Genomic DNA, 15670 nt, shown 5'->3' on the forward strand with positions numbered 1-15670 from the left:
AACCGCTGGACCCGCCAGAGTTAGGCCACCGGGCCCGAACTAGGCCTTCTTTTGGGACTTGTTTACAACGATGCGAACCACGGTGGTGGGTTCCTCCAGGAGGTTCTCACCAACCGTAAGAACCGACGTCTCGACGCCCCCAAGCTTACGGATGGTCTTGGCGGCTTTTTCGATCTCCTCGGCGGCACTGCGGCCCTTGATGGCCACTACTTCGCCCTTGCCGCCAAGAAGCGGAATGGTCAGGCCTGCGAGGTTACTGAGGGCCGAAACAGCCCTGGCCGTCACCACATCCGCCTCAACGTGCCCCACGGCCAGTTCAGCCCGGGTCCGCATGACTGTGACGTTGTCCAGGCCCAGGTCGTCAACAACTTCCTGGAGCCACATCACCCTGCGTTCCAGCGGCTCGATGAGGGTCAGCTCCAGGTCCGGCCGGGCAATCGCCAGGCACAGCCCGGGCAGGCCTGCACCGCTGCCGACATCGGCGACGTGGCTCCCCTCGGGGATCGCACTCTCAATGACGGCGCAGTTAAGGACGTGCCGGCTCCACAGGCGGGGGATCTCCCGCGGTCCAATGAGGCCGCGCTCCGTGCCGGAGGTCGCCAGGTGTTCAACATAGCGTTTAGCAAGGTCCAACCGGTCGCCGAAGATCTTCTCCGCGGCCGAAAGCTCAGCTGGCGTAATGTCAACCATGGTTAGCGGATCAGCCATTCTCTACTCGGCGGATACAACGATGTGGCGTCCGGCGCCTTCGCCCTCGGATTCGCTGACCAGTCCCAGGTCAGCAACGGCATCATGGACGATCTTCCGCTCGTAGGCGCTCATCGGCTCAAGTGCCACCGGCTGGCCGCTTTCCTTCACTGAAGCGGCGGCGTCCTCGGCAACCTTCTGCAGGTGGCCGGTACGCTCCTGCCGGTAACCGTTGATGTCCAGCACCAGCCGCGAGCGGTTCTCGGTTGCGGACAGCACCGAAAGCCGGGTCAGTTCCTGGAGGGCCTCGAGGACTTCGCCGTCCTCACCCACCAGGCTGTCCAGGGCATCTGACTCTTCCTCGGTCACGATGGAGATGTAGGTCCGTCCGTTACGGACCTCAATATCGATGTCTCCATCGATGTCGGCGATGTCCAGCAGCTCCTCGAGGTAGTCCGCTGCCACGTCTCCCTCTTCCTCCAGGCGGCTGGCTGAGGAAGCCTTGGTCAGGGAAGCCTCCCCGTTCTCGGACGCGTCCTGATCGTCAATGATCTCCTCGGACAGGGCGTGTTCGGTGCTCTCGGCAGACATTACTTCTTCTTCCTGTTCTTGCGTTGTGGCTGGATACGCTGGCCCTTGGCCTGGGCCACGGCCGCGGCGGCAGCAGCGGCGTCGGCTGCCTCATCCTTCTTGCCGCCCAGGATCGGGAGGGCCGGAAGGCCCTTGGCAGCCCGGCGTTCGGCGAGGGCCTTTGCGGCGGGGGATCCCGGCGTCGGCATGCGGCGGATCACAAAGAACTGCTGTCCCATGGTCCACAGGTTGGTGGTGGTCCAGTAGATGAGGACGCCGATCGGGAAGTTGATGCCGCCAACACCGAAGACAATCGGAAGGATGTAAAGCATCATCTTCTGCTGGCGCATGAAGGGGCTGGCCATGGCTTCTTCGGACATGTTCTTAGCCATGATCTGCTTCTGCGTAATGAACTGCGAGGCAGTCATGGCGAGGATCATGATGATGGAGAGGATCCAGACGGCGGTCAGGTTCCCTTCACCGCCGTGCAGGAGGGACGCGGAAAGCGTGGCCCCGAAGATGGTGGAGTCATCAAACTGTTCCACCTGGCCGTGGCTCATCGCACCAATGCCCTCGCCGCGGTCCCTTGCCGTAGAAATGCCGGACAGCACTGTGAACAGTGCGAAGAAGAACGGCATCTGGATCAGCATGGGAAGGCAGGCCGAGAAGGGGTTGGTCCCGTGCTTCTTGTACATAGCCATCTGTTCCTGCGCCATTGCCTGGCGGGACAGCTGGTCGGTCTTGCCCTTGTACTTGTCCTGGAGCTTCTTGAGGTCGGGCTGCAGCAGCTGCATGCCGCGCTGGGCCTTGATCTGCTTGACGAACACGGGGATCAGGGCGGCACGGATCACCAGCACCAGGCCGATGATGGACAGCGTCCACGTCCAGCCGGAGGCTTCCGGCAGCCCAATGGCAGTCAGTCCCTCATGGAATCCCACCATGATGATGGACACAAGCCATTTGAACGGAAACATGATTGTTTCAAAGAAGTCCATACTTATCCCTATTCGTCAGGCCGCACTGCGGCCTTCTCCATCAGTCCGAGCAGCCAGGTACTTGTCCGGGTTGTTCAGCACAACAATTGTGGGGGTCTGGTGCTCAGGCCATTCCCGATGGCCAGCGGGGACGTGGTCCACACCGCCGGCGTTCCATGGGTGGCAGCGGCCAAGGCGCCGGACAGCGAGCCAGCTTCCCTTGACAGCGCCATGGACAGTGACAGCTTCCAGCGCATAGGCCGAGCAGGAGGGGAAGAACCGGCACACCTGGCCGTACAAGGGGGAAATCACCTTGCGATAGGCCTTGAGAAGAACAATGAGGATATTCCGGGGCAGGTTCCACAGGAACAGCCCCACGGATGCGGCACCACGTTGGAGAGAAGTAACGACGACGGCGGTGGCGTTACGCACGCGGTGTCCCCTCCTGTGTTGTACCGGCCGAATCCTTGGCAGCAGCCCTTGTGGGGCGGCCGGCCAGCCGGACCATCGTCGATTCCAATGCGGCATTGTAATCAGACAGCAGCTGGTCCCAGCTGGCAGTTGCGGACGCGGGAAGCGCCCGGACCACTATGGCAAACCCGGTACCGTGCTCGCGCAGCGAGGCAGCACCTGCTTCTCTCAGTCTCCTCTTAACGAGGTTCCTGACCACAGCGTTCCCTACACTCTTGGAAACGATGAACCCGATCCGGCTGGGTTCGTCAGCAGCAATGGCTGCCGTATATAACACTACGTTCCGGCGTCCATTGCGGACACCGGAACGTACAGTTGTTGAAAAATCGGATGCAGTCCTCAAACGGTTACGGGTGGCCAGCACCTTAAACTCGCAAAGAAATGTCTACCGACGAGTCAGTATTTAGGCCGACAGCTCGGTGCGACCCTTGCCACGACGGGCTGCCAGGATGGCACGGCCGGCACGGGTACGCATACGAAGGCGGAAGCCGTGCTTCTTGGCTCGACGGCGGTTATTCGGCTGAAAAGTCCGCTTGCTCACGTTAGTTACTCCAGTGGATCAAAGGTGCGCCCACCCGATCAGTATGGGGAAGAACTGGCCGACGCTAAGTTTTGTATATGCACGCTTCCCCCGGCTGCCCAAACGCACTGCGCCTGAGAGATTCAGATGGGGCCAAAAAGCGGACACAAAGGACTTCACAACGTTAGGGCAATTTAAGCCCCCGAGTCAAACCGGAACCCCTTGTGTCCTCTATCCCCAGCTGTGCCTAACCTGCCCCGGGAACCTGTGGATGAAGTGGCTCACAGCCCCCTTTTCCGAACCACACCGGTGTAATTATCCACAAGCTACTTGCCAGCTATCTTCTAGGCTTTTCATCCCCTAGAGTGGCCCAGTAGCCGATTATCCACGGACTGTGCATAACCCTGTGGATGAAGCTGAATCCATCCTGGTTCATGACTTGCGGCTGCAGGCAATGCAGGCAAAGCAAGTTTTGAGGGAACCGATTGATGACAGTAGACGAAGCCAACCACGCCAATACTGTCGGAAGTTCCTGGCGGCGTGTTGTCAGCCTGCTGGAACAGGACCACCGTGTTTCACCACGTCAGCGGGGCTTTGTCATCCTCGCGCAGGCCCAGGGCCTGATCGGTTCCACCCTCCTGGTGGCCGTCCCCAACGAGCTGACCCGCGAAGTGCTCCAGACCCAGGTCAAGGACGCACTGGATGATGCGCTGCACAACGTCTTCTCCGATGACATCCGCTGCGCCATCGACGTCGATACCGATTTGGTGCCCATCCACACGGAACCTGAACCCGTCGTCGTCGAGCCGTCCTTCTCCGCGGACCAGCTGATCGAGCAGAAGCCGCAGCCGATGCTGCCCAGCACGTCGCACGAGTTCGGCCGGCTGAACCCGAAGTACGTCTTCGATACCTTCGTCATCGGTTCGTCCAACCGCTTCGCCCACGCCGCCGCCGTCGCAGTGGCTGAAGCACCCGCGAAGGCGTACAACCCGCTGTTCATCTACGGCGACTCCGGACTCGGAAAAACGCACCTCCTGCACGCAATCGGCCACTATGCCCGCCGGCTCTACAGCGGCATCCGCGTCCGCTACGTGAATTCGGAAGAGTTCACCAACGACTTCATCAACTCCATCCGCGACGATGAAGGCGCCAGCTTCAAGACCACCTACCGCAACGTCGACGTACTGCTCATCGACGACATCCAGTTCCTCGCAGGCAAGGACCGGACGCTCGAGGAGTTCTTCCACACGTTCAACTCGCTGCACAACAACAACAAGCAGGTAGTGATCACCTCGGACCAGCCGCCCAAGCTGCTGGCAGGGTTCGAGGACCGCATGAAGTCACGCTTCGAATGGGGCCTCCTCACCGACATCCAGCCGCCGGAACTTGAAACCCGGATTGCGATCCTCCGCAAGAAGGCGCTCAGCGAAGGCCTGTCCGCGCCGGATGACGCGCTCGAGTACATCGCATCAAAAATCTCAAGCAATATCCGTGAGCTCGAAGGCGCACTGATCCGCGTCACCGCGTTCGCCAGCCTTAACCGCCAGCCCGTTGACGTGGCCCTTGCCGAGATGGTCCTCAAGGACCTCATCACCGACGACGGCGCCCAGGAGATCACGTCCAGCCAGATCCTCCAGCAGACCGCCGAGTACTTCAAGCTGAGCATGGAGGAGCTGTGCAGCAAATCGCGCACCCGGACCCTGGTGACTGCACGACAGATCGCCATGTATCTCTGCCGTGAACTGACGGACATGTCGCTGCCGAAGATTGGCCAGGAGCTTGGCGGCCGCGACCACACCACCGTGATCCACGCCGATAGGAAGATCCGCGAGCTGATGGCCGAGCGCCGTGTGATCTACAACCAGGTGACGGAGCTGACCAACCGGATCAAGCAGCAGCAGCGCGACTCGTAGCCGCCGTCTCTATACCTTATTAACAGGTGCATGTGGATAAGCCTGTGGATACTTAAGGGGACAACCGCGGTTAATGGGCTTAAAACCCTTAAGGCGCCTGTGGATTCGAAAAATCGCGAAAAATGTTGTCCCCATCCACACCCTGTTTAAAACCTCCGCCGCCCACAGTCCATGAACAGGCCTTAACCGCCGGATCTCGCGGTGAGGGGGAGTTATCCACAGTTTCCACAGCAGTTATTAACACTACTAATCCCAAGAAATTGAAATCCCTCAAACAACAAGACCGGTCCGCCCTCCCGAACCTCTCCAGGCCGAGCGGCCCAAAGGGGCCTGGCTGGCTTGGGGGGGATGGGTTAATCCCGGATCTTCCGGCTAAGCTGTCAGCAGCGCTCCCATCCTCGGGTTTTCGTGTGGTTCAGGCAGCACGGACCATGCAGGAACACGAGCGGGGCAACAACTCTTCGGAACTCCCGGCGGGACGTTTCAGGAACATCAACGCAGCAGCAATGAAAGGCGGCACCCTTCCGTGAAGTTCAGAGTCGATCGGGACGTCCTGGCAGAAGCCGTCACCTGGACAGCCCGCTCGTTGTCTCCGCGGCCGCCCGTACCGGTCCTGTCCGGGTTGCTGTTGAAAGCCGAAGCCGGCACCGTCAGCCTCTCGAGCTTTGACTACGAGACCTCTGCCCGCCTGGAAATCGCAGCGGACATCAGGGACGAGGGCACCATCCTGGTTTCCGGCCGGCTCCTGGCAGACATCTGCCGCAGCCTGCCGTCGGCTCCGGTCGACGTCGAAACGGACGGCAACAAAGTCACCCTGACCTGCCGCCGCAGCAGCTTCCACCTGGCCACCATGCCGGAAGCCGAGTACCCGCCGCTTCCCGCGCTTCCGCCCATCAGCGGTACCGTTCCCGGCGACTCCTTTGCCCAGGCGGTGTCCCAAGTGATCATCGCCGCCAGCAAGGATGACACCCTGCCCATCCTCACCGGCGTGCGGATGGAGATCGAGGACGACCTCATTACGCTCCTCGCCACCGACCGCTACCGTCTGGCCATGCGCGAGGTGCCGTGGAAGCCGGTCACGCCCGGCATTTCAACCAGCGCGCTGGTCAAGGCCAAGACCCTGAACGAAGTGGCCAAGACCCTTGGCAACAGCGGCGACATTCACCTCGCCCTCGCCGATGACGAGAGCCGGCTGATTGGCTTCGAAAGCGGCGGACGCACCACCACCTCGCTGCTGGTTGACGGCGACTACCCCAAGATCCGCTCGCTGTTCCCGGACTCCACCCCCATCCACGCCACCGTGCAGACCCAGGAACTCGTAGAGGCAGTGCGGCGCGTCTCCCTCGTGGCGGAACGCAACACCCCGGTGCGCCTGGCGTTCACGCAGGGCCAGCTAAACCTGGACGCCGGCACCGGAGAGGACGCCCAGGCGTCCGAGGAACTGGAAGCGCAGCTTTCCGGTGAGGACATCACCGTGGCCTTCAACCCTCACTACCTGGTGGAGGGGCTGAGCGTGATTGAAACCAAATTTGTCCGGTTCTCCTTCACCACGGCACCCAAGCCCGCCATGATCACAGCCCAGGCAGACGCCGACGGCGAAGACCAGGACGACTACCGCTACCTGGTGATGCCGGTCCGCCTCCCCAACTAAGTAGCACCAAGTGTCGTTTTGGGCGCCCAAAACGACACCTACTGCTACCTAGTTGGGCATCCCCTGATGACACCCGACCCCTAGCGCAGAAATGAGTTCCACCATGCACATTGGACTGATCGGCCTTGGCAAAATGGGGTTCAACATGCGCGAACGGCTGCGCAATGGCGGCGTTGAGGTCACCGGATACGACCGCAACCCGGACGTTACGGACGCCGCCTCCATCGATGAGCTCCTGGCTGCAGTTCCCACGCCGCGGCTCATCTGGGTCATGGTTCCTGCCGGCGACATCACCGACGCCGTTATCAAGGAACTGGGCGAAAAACTCAACGAGGGTGACCTGGTGATCGACGGTGGCAATTCCCGGTTCACCGAGGACCAGAAACACGGCGAACTCCTTGCCGCCAAGGGGATCCACTTCGCGGACTGCGGAGTCTCCGGCGGAGTCTGGGGACTGCAGAACGGCTACGGCCTCATGGCCGGCGGCGACGCGGCCGATATTGAGCGCGCGCTTCCTGTCTTCGACGCCCTGCGTCCCGAGGGTGACCGGGCGGACAGCTTTGTCCACGTGGGCGGGATCGGCGCAGGCCACTACGCCAAGATGGTCCACAACGGGATCGAATACGGCCTGATGCAGGCATATGCCGAGGGCTACCAGCTGCTGGCTTCCAAGGACATCATCAGTGACCTGCCCGGAACGTTCCGCGCGTGGCAAAAGGGCACCGTGGTCCGGTCCTGGCTGCTGGACCTGCTGGTCAAAGCCCTCGATGAGGATCCGGGCCTGCAAAACATCGACGACTACGTCGAGGATTCCGGTGAGGGCAGGTGGACCGTGGAAGAAGCCATTGCCAATGCAATTCCGGCGCCGGCCATCACTGCGGCGCTGTTCGCCCGGTTCGAGTCCCGCGAGGACAGCTCCCCGGCCATGAAGATGGTGTCCGCGCTGCGGCACCAGTTCGGCGGCCACGCCACTCGTCCCGCCAAGTAATACCCAGCAGGGAGCCGCGAGGTTCCCGGAATTGCCGAAAAACCGCGTGTACCTAGAACACCTCTCCCTGACCGACTTCCGCAGTTATGCCCAGGTGGACCTGGCCCTGGAGCCGGGCGTCACTGTCCTTGTGGGATACAACGGCATCGGCAAAACCAACCTGATGGAGGCCATCGGCTACCTGGCCACGCTCAGCTCACACCGCGTCAGCTCGGACGCGCCCCTGCTCCGGTTCGGCACGGAACGTGCGCTGGTCCGGGCCAGGCTGGTCCGCGGGGAACAGATTACTGTCCTGGAACTGGAGATCAATGCGGGACGGGCAAACCGCGGGCGCATCAACCGCAGCAATCCGGTGCGGGCACGCGATCTCCTGGGTATCTGCCAGACGGTGCTGTTCGCGCCGGAAGACCTGGCCCTGGTGAAGGGCGATCCTTCCAACCGACGCCGCTTCCTCGATGAACTGCTCGCCAGCCTCGTCCCGCACCACGCCGCCACCCGCAGCGATTACGACCGGGTCCTGAAACAGCGGAATGCGCTGCTCAAATCAGCCCGCGCAGGAAAATTTACGCCCGCCCATGAGGCGACCCTGGATGTGTGGGACCAGCACATGGCGAAAGCCGGAGCCGAACTGCTGCACGCGCGGCTTGAATTGGTGGAACGGCTGCGGCCGCACCTGGGCCGTGCCTACGCGGAGCTGACCGATGCATCCAAACCCGCCGACGCCGTCTACCGTTCCAGCCTCCAAAACCAGATGGACGACGACGGCGCCCCGCTGATGCGTGCAGCCGGCACCGTTGCCGGGGGTGCCGCAGCGGACGTGGAGGACCTGCGCCAGCTGTCCGTGGAACAGCTGGCGGAACGGTATGTCAAGGCCTTCTCGGACTCCCGGCGCAAGGAGATAGAGCGGGGCATCTCGCTGGTGGGCCCCCACCGTGACGAACTGGAACTCATCCTGGGCCAGGCACCGGCCAAGGGCTATGCGTCCCATGGCGAAACCTGGTCCATGTGCCTGTCCCTTCGGCTCGCCTCCTATTACGTGATGCTGGACGACACCCGGACAGGGGGCTCGGCTCCCATCCTCATCCTGGACGACGTTTTTGCCGAGCTGGACGTCCAGCGGCGGCGTAAACTGGCCGCAATAGTCTCCGGCGCGGAACAGGTCCTGGTGACCGCCGCCGTTGACGCCGACATCCCGGAAGAGCTCTCCGGACGGCGGGTGAAAGTCATCCCGGGAGGTATTGATGAGCAGGGACAGTGAAAAAGGCGGCGGGCTTCAGCCCGGCCGCGACCCCGACAACATCGATGCTCCCCAGGTTGCCCTGAACAGGATGCGGGAGGCCGCCGCAGCCCGGGGCGAAATCCGCAGAACCGCATCCCGCCCGGGCACTGCCAAAGCCAAAAAAGGCATCCGCGACACCCGCGGCTTCAGCCAGTTCCACGCCAGCGGCCGCGATCCCCTCGGCCTTGGCAAGGTGGTGGGGCGACTGGTGGCGGAGCGCGGCTGGACGTCGCCGGTGGCGGTCGGATCCGTGATGGCCGAATGGGCCACCTTGGTTGGCCCCGAAATTTCGGCCCACTGCACTCCCGAGAGCTTTACCGACACCACCCTCCACGTCCGTTGCGACTCGACTGCCTGGGCCACCCAGCTCCGGCTCCTCAGCACCAGCCTTCTGGAGAAGTTCCGGGTGGAGCTGGGGGACGGAGTGGTCACGAGCATCCAGGTTCTGGGCCCTTCTGCACCGAGCTGGCGCAAGGGCGGCAGGTCCGTGAACGGGCGGGGTCCCCGCGACACCTACGGGTAGTGCCGGCAGCGCACTCTTGAAAATCGACGTAACGGCGTGTAGAGCCCTGAAAGGGCGGGAGGGTGTATAGGCACCCGGAGGCCGTCCTGCCAGTGCGCCCAAGGCGCGGCTAACGGCCTCCCGCAGGCACACCACCGCCCGTGGAAGGCCCTGGAATGCGGGGAATTGGCCGCCTGCACGGTAGAATCGTTGTAGATAACTGGGCGCGGGTGAACGTTGACTGGGTCCGTTTTCCGCGCGTTTCAAGCCCGCGGAGTGCGGATCCACCGTCAGCCATACATCGGCGCTACAAGTTTGTGCCTGTTGGCGGATGACTTCCTTGCAGTAACCGGGGAGGATTCGGCCGGCCATCATCGAGAACAGAGGAGTCGACAGCGCCTGTGGCTAACGACAATACAGATATTCTGGCAGCTGAACCCGCAGTCGAGGATGCCCGTACGCCTGACACCCCGGCCGCGCCAGGGACGCAGCGTGAATATGGCGCCAGCGACATCACTGTCCTTGAAGGCCTGGAAGCCGTCCGGAAACGTCCGGGCATGTACATCGGCTCCACAGGGCCGCGCGGGCTCCACCACCTGGTCTATGAAGTTGTTGACAACTCCGTGGACGAGGCACTGGCCGGCTACTGCACACACATTGAGGTTGTCCTTCAGGCCGACGGCGGTGTGAAGGTTGTGGACGACGGCCGCGGCATCCCGGTGGACATGCACCCCACGGAACACAAGCCCACGGTTGAAGTGGTCATGACCATCCTGCACGCCGGCGGAAAGTTCGGCGGCGGCGGATACGCCGTCTCGGGCGGGCTCCACGGCGTGGGAATCTCCGTCGTGAATGCCCTGTCCAGCCGCGTGGATACGGAAGTCCGGCGCCAGGGCCACGTCTGGCGCATGTCCTTCGCGGATGGAGGCAAGCCCCAGGGCAGCCTGGTCAAGGGCGAAGAGACGGACCGCACCGGCACCACCCAGACGTTCTACCCGGATCCGGCGATCTTCGAAGTGACCGAGTTCGACTTCGAGACGCTCCGCGCCCGCTTCCAGCAGATGGCCTTCCTTAACAAGGGCCTCCGCATCACGCTCACGGACGAGCGCACTTCCGCTGAAGCGGACGGCGACGCCGACCTGGACCTGGACGCCGTGGTCACCGAGGGCGAGGTCAGCGCAGAACACCGCACCGTGGTGTACCAGTACGACGACGGCCTGCTGGACTACGTCAAGCACCTGAACTCGGGCAAGAAGGTCGACGTGGTGCACGAGGACGTCATCGCCTTCGAAACCGAGGACAAGGACCGCAAGATTGCCCTGGAAATGGCGATGCAGTGGACCAACGCGTACTCCGAAAGCGTCCACACCTACGCCAACACCATCAACACGCATGAGGGCGGCACCCACGAAGAGGGCTTCCGGGCCGCGATGACGTCCCTGATCAACCGCTACGCGCGCGAAAAGGGAATCATCAAGGAAAAGGACGACAACCTGACCGGCGATGACATCCGCGAAGGCCTCACCGCCGTCATCTCCGTGAAACTCGCCGAACCCCAGTTCGAAGGCCAGACCAAAACCAAGCTCGGCAACTCCGAGGTCAAGGGCTTTGTCCAGCGCGTGGTCACCGACGGCCTGGGCGACTGGCTGGAGCGCAACCCGGGCCCTGCCCGCGACGTCATCCGGAAGGCGATCTCCGCGGCGCAGGCACGGATGGCCGCACGCAAGGCCCGTGACAATGCCCGCCGCAAGAGCCCGCTGGAATCCTTCGGCATGCCCGGCAAGCTCTCCGACTGCTCCTCGAAGAACCCGGAGAAATGCGAGGTCTACATCGTGGAGGGCGACTCCGCCGGCGGTTCCGCCAAGCGCGGCCGCAACCCGGAGACACAGGCCATCCTTCCCCTGCGCGGAAAGATCCTGAACGTGGAACGCGCGCGCTTGGACAAAGCGCTGGGCAACGCCGAAGTCCAGTCCATGATTACCGCTTTCGGCACAGGCATCGGCGAGGACTTCGACCTCTCCAAGCTTCGTTACCACAAGATCGTCCTGATGGCTGATGCCGACGTGGACGGCCAGCACATCACAACCCTGCTGATGACCCTGCTGTTCCGTTACATGCGGCCCCTGATCGAGAACGGCTACGTTTACCTGGCGCAGCCCCCGCTGTACCGCATCAAGTGGTCCAACGCCGCCCACGACTACGTGTACAGCGACCGCGAACGCGACGCGAAACTCGTGGCCGGACAGGCTGCCGGGCGCCGGATTCCCAAGGACAACGGCATCCAGCGCTACAAGGGCCTGGGCGAAATGGACTACACCGAGCTGTGGGACACCACCATGGACCCGGACCACCGCACGCTGCTGCAGGTGACGATGGACGATGCCCTCGCCGCCGACCAGATCTTCTCGGTCCTTATGGGCGAGGACGTCGAGTCGCGCCGCAACTTCATCCAGCAGAACGCCAAGGACGTCAGGTTCCTCGATATCTAGGACACGGTCCGGTAGATATTCGATTACTGACATATACCTGAAACGGAAATTAATATGAGCGACGAAACACCCGAGAACCCGGCCTCCGAAGCCGGCATTCCGGACACCGTTCTTGAAGGCGACGTGCTGATAGACCGCGTGGAGCAGGTGGACCTGCAGACTGAAATGCAGCGGTCCTACCTCGACTATGCGATGGCCGTCATCGTGGGCCGTGCACTCCCCGACGTCCGCGACGGACTGAAGCCAGTCCACCGCAGGGTCCTTTACGCGATGTTCGACGGCGGCTACCGGCCGGACCGCTCCTTCAATAAGTGCGCCCGCGTGGTGGGCGAGGTCATGGGCCAGTACCACCCCCACGGTGACACCGCGATCTACGATGCGTTGGTCCGCCTTATCCAGGACTGGACCATGCGGTACCCCCTGGCCCTCGGCCAGGGCAACTTCGGTTCCCCGGGCAATGACGGCGCTGCCGCACCGCGGTACACCGAAACAAAGATGGCGCCGCTGGCCATGGAAATGGTCCGTGACATCGACGAGGAAACCGTCGATTTCCAGGACAACTACGACGGCAAGAACCAGGAACCCACCATCCTTCCTGCCCGTTTCCCCAACCTGCTGGTGAACGGCTCCTCGGGTATCGCCGTCGGCATGGCCACCAACATTCCGCCGCACAACCTCCGCGAGGTAGCTGACGGGGTGCAGTGGTACCTGGCCAACCCCACGGCCAGCCGCGAGGAACTGCTGGAAGAACTCCTGCTGCGCGTCAAGGGCCCCGATTTCCCCACCGGCGCCACCATCCTGGGCCACAAGGGCATTGAGGATGCCTACCGGACCGGCCGCGGTTCGGTCACCATGCGTGCCGTGGTAAACGTCGAGGAGCTCCAGGGCCGCACCTGCCTGGTGGTCACCGAGCTTCCGTACCAGGCCAACCCGGACAACCTGGCCATCAAGATCGCCGAGCTCGTCAAGGACGGGAAGATCCAGGGCATTGCCGACCTCCGGGACGAGACCTCCGGCCGCACCGGACAGCGGCTGGTCATCGTCCTCAAGCGCGACGCCGTGCCCAAGGTGGTGCTGAACAACCTCTACAAGCACACCGAACTGCAGAGCAACTTCTCCGCCAACATGCTGGCCATCGTGGACGGCGTTCCGCGGACGCTGAGCCTGGACGCCTTCATCCGCCACTGGGTAACCCACCAGATGGACGTCATTGCCCGCCGTACCCGGTACCGGCTGCGCAAGGCTGAGGAGGAAGCCCACATCCTGCGGGCCCTCCTGAAGGCACTGGACATGCTGGACGAAGTGATCGCCCTGATCCGCGCCTCCAACACCACCGAGGCAGCCCGTGACGGCCTGATGGAACTGCTGGACATCGACGAACTGCAGGCCAGGGCCATCCTGGATATGCAGCTGCGCCGACTTGCCGCCCTTGAACGCCGAAAGATCCAGGACCGGCACGCCGAACTCGAAGCCCTGATCGCCGAGTACAACCAGATCCTCGGCTCCGAGCAGCGCCAGCGGGAAATCATCAGCACCGAGCTGGGCGAAATCGTGGACAAGCACGGGGATGACCGCCGCACCAAGATCCTCATGGGTTATGACGGCGACATGTCCATGGAGGACCTCATTCCCGAAGAGGAAATGGTGGTCACCATTACCCGGGGCGGCTACGTCAAGCGCACCCGCAGCGACAACTACCGCTCCCAGCAGCGCGGCGGCAAGGGCATCAAGGGTGCCCAGCTCCGCGGTGACGACGTGGTGGAGCACTTCTTCGTCACGACAACGCACCACTGGCTCCTCTTCTTCACGAACCTGGGCCGCGTTTACCGTGCCAAGGCCTACGAACTGATGGAGGCCGGACGGGACGCCAAGGGCCAGCACGTGGCCAACCTGATGGCATTCCAGCCGGACGAGCACATCGCCCAGGTCCTGGACCTGAAGGACTACCAGCAGGCTCCCTACCTGGTGCTGGCAACCAAGCGCGGGCTGGTCAAGAAAACCCGGCTGGAGGATTACGACACCAACCGCTCCGCCGGCGTTATTGCCATCAACCTCCGCGACGGGGACGAGCTGGTCTCCGCGCAGCTGGTATCCGAGACCGACGACCTGCTGCTGGTGTCCCGCAAGGGCCAGTCCATCCGCTTCACCGCAACCGAGGATGCGCTCCGCCCCATGGGCCGGGCCACCTCCGGCGTCACCGGCATGAAATTCCGCGAAGAGGATGAGCTGCTGGCCGCCAACGTGGTGACCGACGGTTCCTACGTCTTCATCGTCACCGAGGGCGGCTACGCCAAACGGACAGCTGTTGAGGAATACCGGCTCCAGGGCCGTGGGGGGCTGGGGATCAAGGTAGCCAAGCTCGCGGAAGAACGCGGTGACCTGGTGGGGGCACTGATTGTCCAGGAAGAGGACGAGGTGCTGGTGGTCATGGAGGGCGGCAAGGTGGTCCGCTCCTCGGTTGCCGGAGTCCCTGCCAAGGGACGCGACACCATGGGCGTCATCTTTGCCAAGCCGGACAAAAATGACCGGATTATCGAGGTGGCACGCAACAGCGAACGGGGTCTTGAGGGCGAGGAATCGCCGGAGGATGACGTAACGTTGGCTGAAGATGGCGGATCCCCCGAGGATTCCACCAGCCCAGCAGTGGCAGAAGAATCACCGGCCGTTGAGTCAGAGGACGCCTCGGGCGACGCTGAGCCGAACGAAGACTACACGGAAGGTAACGAGTGAGTAATCCCGACTCATTTCCCAAGTCGAACAGCACCGCTCCGGACGGAAACCGGCCCTCAGCCGCACCACGGGTAAACGCTCCCGTCCGTCCGCAGCAGCGCCCGGCCGCCCCCGCCGCCGCCCCCGGGCAACGCCCCGCCGTTCCCGGCCAGCGTCCTGCACAGGGTGACCGTCCGGCACAGGGCCAGAACGACCGTCCTGCAGGCCAGCCAGGCCAGCCAGGCCAGCCCGGCCAGCCCGGCCAGCCCGGCCAGCGCCCGGCACCGGGACAGCGGCCCGCAGCAGCCGGCCAGCGCCCAGCAGTCGGCGCTCCGGGCCAGGGCAACCCCGGCCTTGTGAAGCCTGCACCGAAGGCAAAGGTCCGGCGCGCCCGGCTGCTCATCAGCAAGGTGGACCCGTGGTCTGTCCTGAAGATGGCCTTCCTCCTGTCCGTGGCCCTGGGAATCGTCACGGTGGTGGCCGCCATTGTCCTGTGGACCGTCCTTGACCTGACGGGCATCTTCGACCAGGTGGACAGCCTGCTGGGCACGCTGGCCGGCTCCGAGGGCGGCGGCTTTGAGCTGAAGAAGGTGGCTTCCCTGGGCCAGGTGGCCTCTTTTGCCACCATCATCGCGGTGGTGAACGTGGTCCTGCTGACCGCGCTTTCCATGCTTTCCGCTGTGCTGTACAACATCTCCGCCACCCTGGTGGGCGGTATCGGCGTTACCCTCACGGACGACTAAAGTCCCTTTTCCGCAGGCCTGACAGCCGCGGAAAGGCCCGATTTGAGATCGGGCCGGGATGTGCTGTAAAGTCATGTCTCGGCCCGATGAGGCATCGGGGCGTATAGCTCAGGCGGTTAGAGCGCTTCGCTGATAACGAAGAGGTCCCAGGTTCAAGTCCTGGTACGCCCACGG

At 63.1% G+C, this 15670-nt stretch carries 14 protein-coding genes and 1 tRNA gene; 9 read left to right on the top strand and 6 right to left on the bottom strand.

What is annotated here, in order from left to right; translation table 11 throughout:
- Positions 1 to 39: 39 nt before the first annotated feature.
- The 6 genes from rsmG to rpmH are packed head-to-tail and all read right to left on the bottom strand — an operon-like array spanning position 40 to position 3243.
- On the bottom strand, positions 40 to 690 hold the full coding sequence (gene rsmG, locus IEX33_RS05610) for a 16S rRNA (guanine(527)-N(7))-methyltransferase RsmG (protein ID WP_188729172.1): 651 nt from the start codon (positions 688 to 690) through the stop codon (positions 40 to 42).
- A gap of 21 nt (positions 691 to 711) precedes the next feature.
- Positions 712 to 1278: a Jag family protein gene (locus IEX33_RS05615; RefSeq protein ID WP_188728450.1), complete on the bottom strand. Its 567-nt coding sequence runs from the start codon at positions 1276 to 1278 to the stop codon at positions 712 to 714.
- Positions 1278 to 2252, bottom strand: a complete 975-nt coding sequence (gene yidC / locus IEX33_RS05620) for a membrane protein insertase YidC (protein ID WP_104186681.1) — start codon at positions 2250 to 2252, stop codon at positions 1278 to 1280. The genes IEX33_RS05615 and yidC overlap by 1 nt, the downstream gene beginning before the upstream one ends.
- Before the next feature lie 15 nt (positions 2253 to 2267).
- The gene (gene yidD / locus IEX33_RS05625) at positions 2268 to 2663 is read right to left on the bottom strand and encodes a membrane protein insertion efficiency factor YidD (RefSeq protein WP_183044481.1); all 396 of its coding nucleotides are present in this window, start codon (positions 2661 to 2663) and stop codon (positions 2268 to 2270) included.
- The gene (gene rnpA, locus IEX33_RS05630; RefSeq protein ID WP_188728452.1) at positions 2656 to 3066 is read right to left on the bottom strand and encodes a ribonuclease P protein component; all 411 of its coding nucleotides are present in this window, start codon (positions 3064 to 3066) and stop codon (positions 2656 to 2658) included. The genes yidD and rnpA overlap by 8 nt, the downstream gene beginning before the upstream one ends.
- Before the next feature lie 39 nt (positions 3067 to 3105).
- Positions 3106 to 3243, bottom strand: a complete 138-nt coding sequence (gene rpmH / locus IEX33_RS05635; RefSeq protein WP_003800212.1) for a 50S ribosomal protein L34 — start codon at positions 3241 to 3243, stop codon at positions 3106 to 3108.
- A 467-nt stretch (positions 3244 to 3710) separates the two neighbouring features.
- Here rpmH and dnaA point away from each other — a divergent pair, with 467 nt between their 5' ends.
- From dnaA to IEX33_RS05680, 9 genes are all read left to right on the top strand, one after another.
- The gene (gene dnaA / locus IEX33_RS05640; protein WP_104186677.1) at positions 3711 to 5135 is read left to right on the top strand and encodes a chromosomal replication initiator protein DnaA; all 1425 of its coding nucleotides are present in this window, start codon (positions 3711 to 3713) and stop codon (positions 5133 to 5135) included.
- A gap of 526 nt (positions 5136 to 5661) precedes the next feature.
- Positions 5662 to 6786, top strand: coding sequence for a DNA polymerase III subunit beta (gene dnaN, locus IEX33_RS05645; RefSeq protein WP_174178547.1), 1125 nt, complete (start codon positions 5662 to 5664; stop codon positions 6784 to 6786).
- Between the two features lie 103 nt (positions 6787 to 6889).
- Entirely contained in the window at positions 6890 to 7774 is an 885-nt protein-coding gene (gene gnd, locus IEX33_RS05650; RefSeq protein ID WP_188728454.1) for a phosphogluconate dehydrogenase (NAD(+)-dependent, decarboxylating), read from the top strand.
- 46 nt (positions 7775 to 7820) lie between these two features.
- A complete protein-coding gene (recF, locus tag IEX33_RS05655) occupies positions 7821 to 9032 on the top strand; it encodes a DNA replication/repair protein RecF (protein ID WP_188729174.1) in 1212 nt (403 codons plus the stop codon).
- Positions 9016 to 9576 (top strand): DUF721 domain-containing protein, encoded by a 561-nt coding sequence (locus IEX33_RS05660; RefSeq protein WP_104186669.1) that lies wholly within the window; start codon positions 9016 to 9018, stop codon positions 9574 to 9576. The genes recF and IEX33_RS05660 overlap by 17 nt, the downstream gene beginning before the upstream one ends.
- A gap of 380 nt (positions 9577 to 9956) precedes the next feature.
- Positions 9957 to 12044, top strand: coding sequence for a DNA topoisomerase (ATP-hydrolyzing) subunit B (gene gyrB / locus IEX33_RS05665; RefSeq protein ID WP_104186667.1), 2088 nt, complete (start codon positions 9957 to 9959; stop codon positions 12042 to 12044).
- A gap of 54 nt (positions 12045 to 12098) precedes the next feature.
- Complete coding sequence (gene gyrA / locus IEX33_RS05670; protein WP_188728455.1) at positions 12099 to 14774, top strand: DNA gyrase subunit A; 2676 nt, start codon at positions 12099 to 12101, stop codon at positions 14772 to 14774.
- Positions 14771 to 15496, top strand: coding sequence for a DUF3566 domain-containing protein (locus IEX33_RS05675; RefSeq protein ID WP_188728457.1), 726 nt, complete (start codon positions 14771 to 14773; stop codon positions 15494 to 15496). Before gyrA ends, IEX33_RS05675 begins: the two co-directional genes overlap by 4 nt.
- Before the next feature lie 97 nt (positions 15497 to 15593).
- Positions 15594 to 15667 (top strand) — tRNA-Ile (locus tag IEX33_RS05680).
- The last annotated feature ends 3 nt before the right edge of the window (positions 15668 to 15670 follow it).

Origin of the sequence: Pseudarthrobacter scleromae, from assembly GCF_014644515.1 — a bacterium.
Taxonomy (GTDB): Bacteria; Actinomycetota; Actinomycetes; order Actinomycetales; family Micrococcaceae; genus Arthrobacter; species Arthrobacter scleromae.

Bases quoted from the DNA above. Each gene is read 5' to 3' on its own strand.
- rsmG (WP_188729172.1), bottom strand. From the start codon at position 690: ATGGTTGACATTACGCCAGCTGAGCTTTCGGCCGCGGAGAAGATCTTC.
- IEX33_RS05615 (WP_188728450.1), bottom strand. From the start codon at position 1,278: ATGTCTGCCGAGAGCACCGAACACGCCCTGTCCGAGGAGATCATTGAC.
- yidC (WP_104186681.1), bottom strand. From the start codon at position 2,252: ATGGACTTCTTTGAAACAATCATGTTTCCGTTCAAATGGCTTGTGTCC.
- dnaA (WP_104186677.1), top strand. From the start codon at position 3,711: ATGACAGTAGACGAAGCCAACCACGCCAATACTGTCGGAAGTTCCTGG.
- gnd (WP_188728454.1), top strand. From the start codon at position 6,890: ATGCACATTGGACTGATCGGCCTTGGCAAAATGGGGTTCAACATGCGC.
- IEX33_RS05660 (WP_104186669.1), top strand. From the start codon at position 9,016: ATGAGCAGGGACAGTGAAAAAGGCGGCGGGCTTCAGCCCGGCCGCGAC.
- gyrA (WP_188728455.1), top strand. From the start codon at position 12,099: ATGAGCGACGAAACACCCGAGAACCCGGCCTCCGAAGCCGGCATTCCG.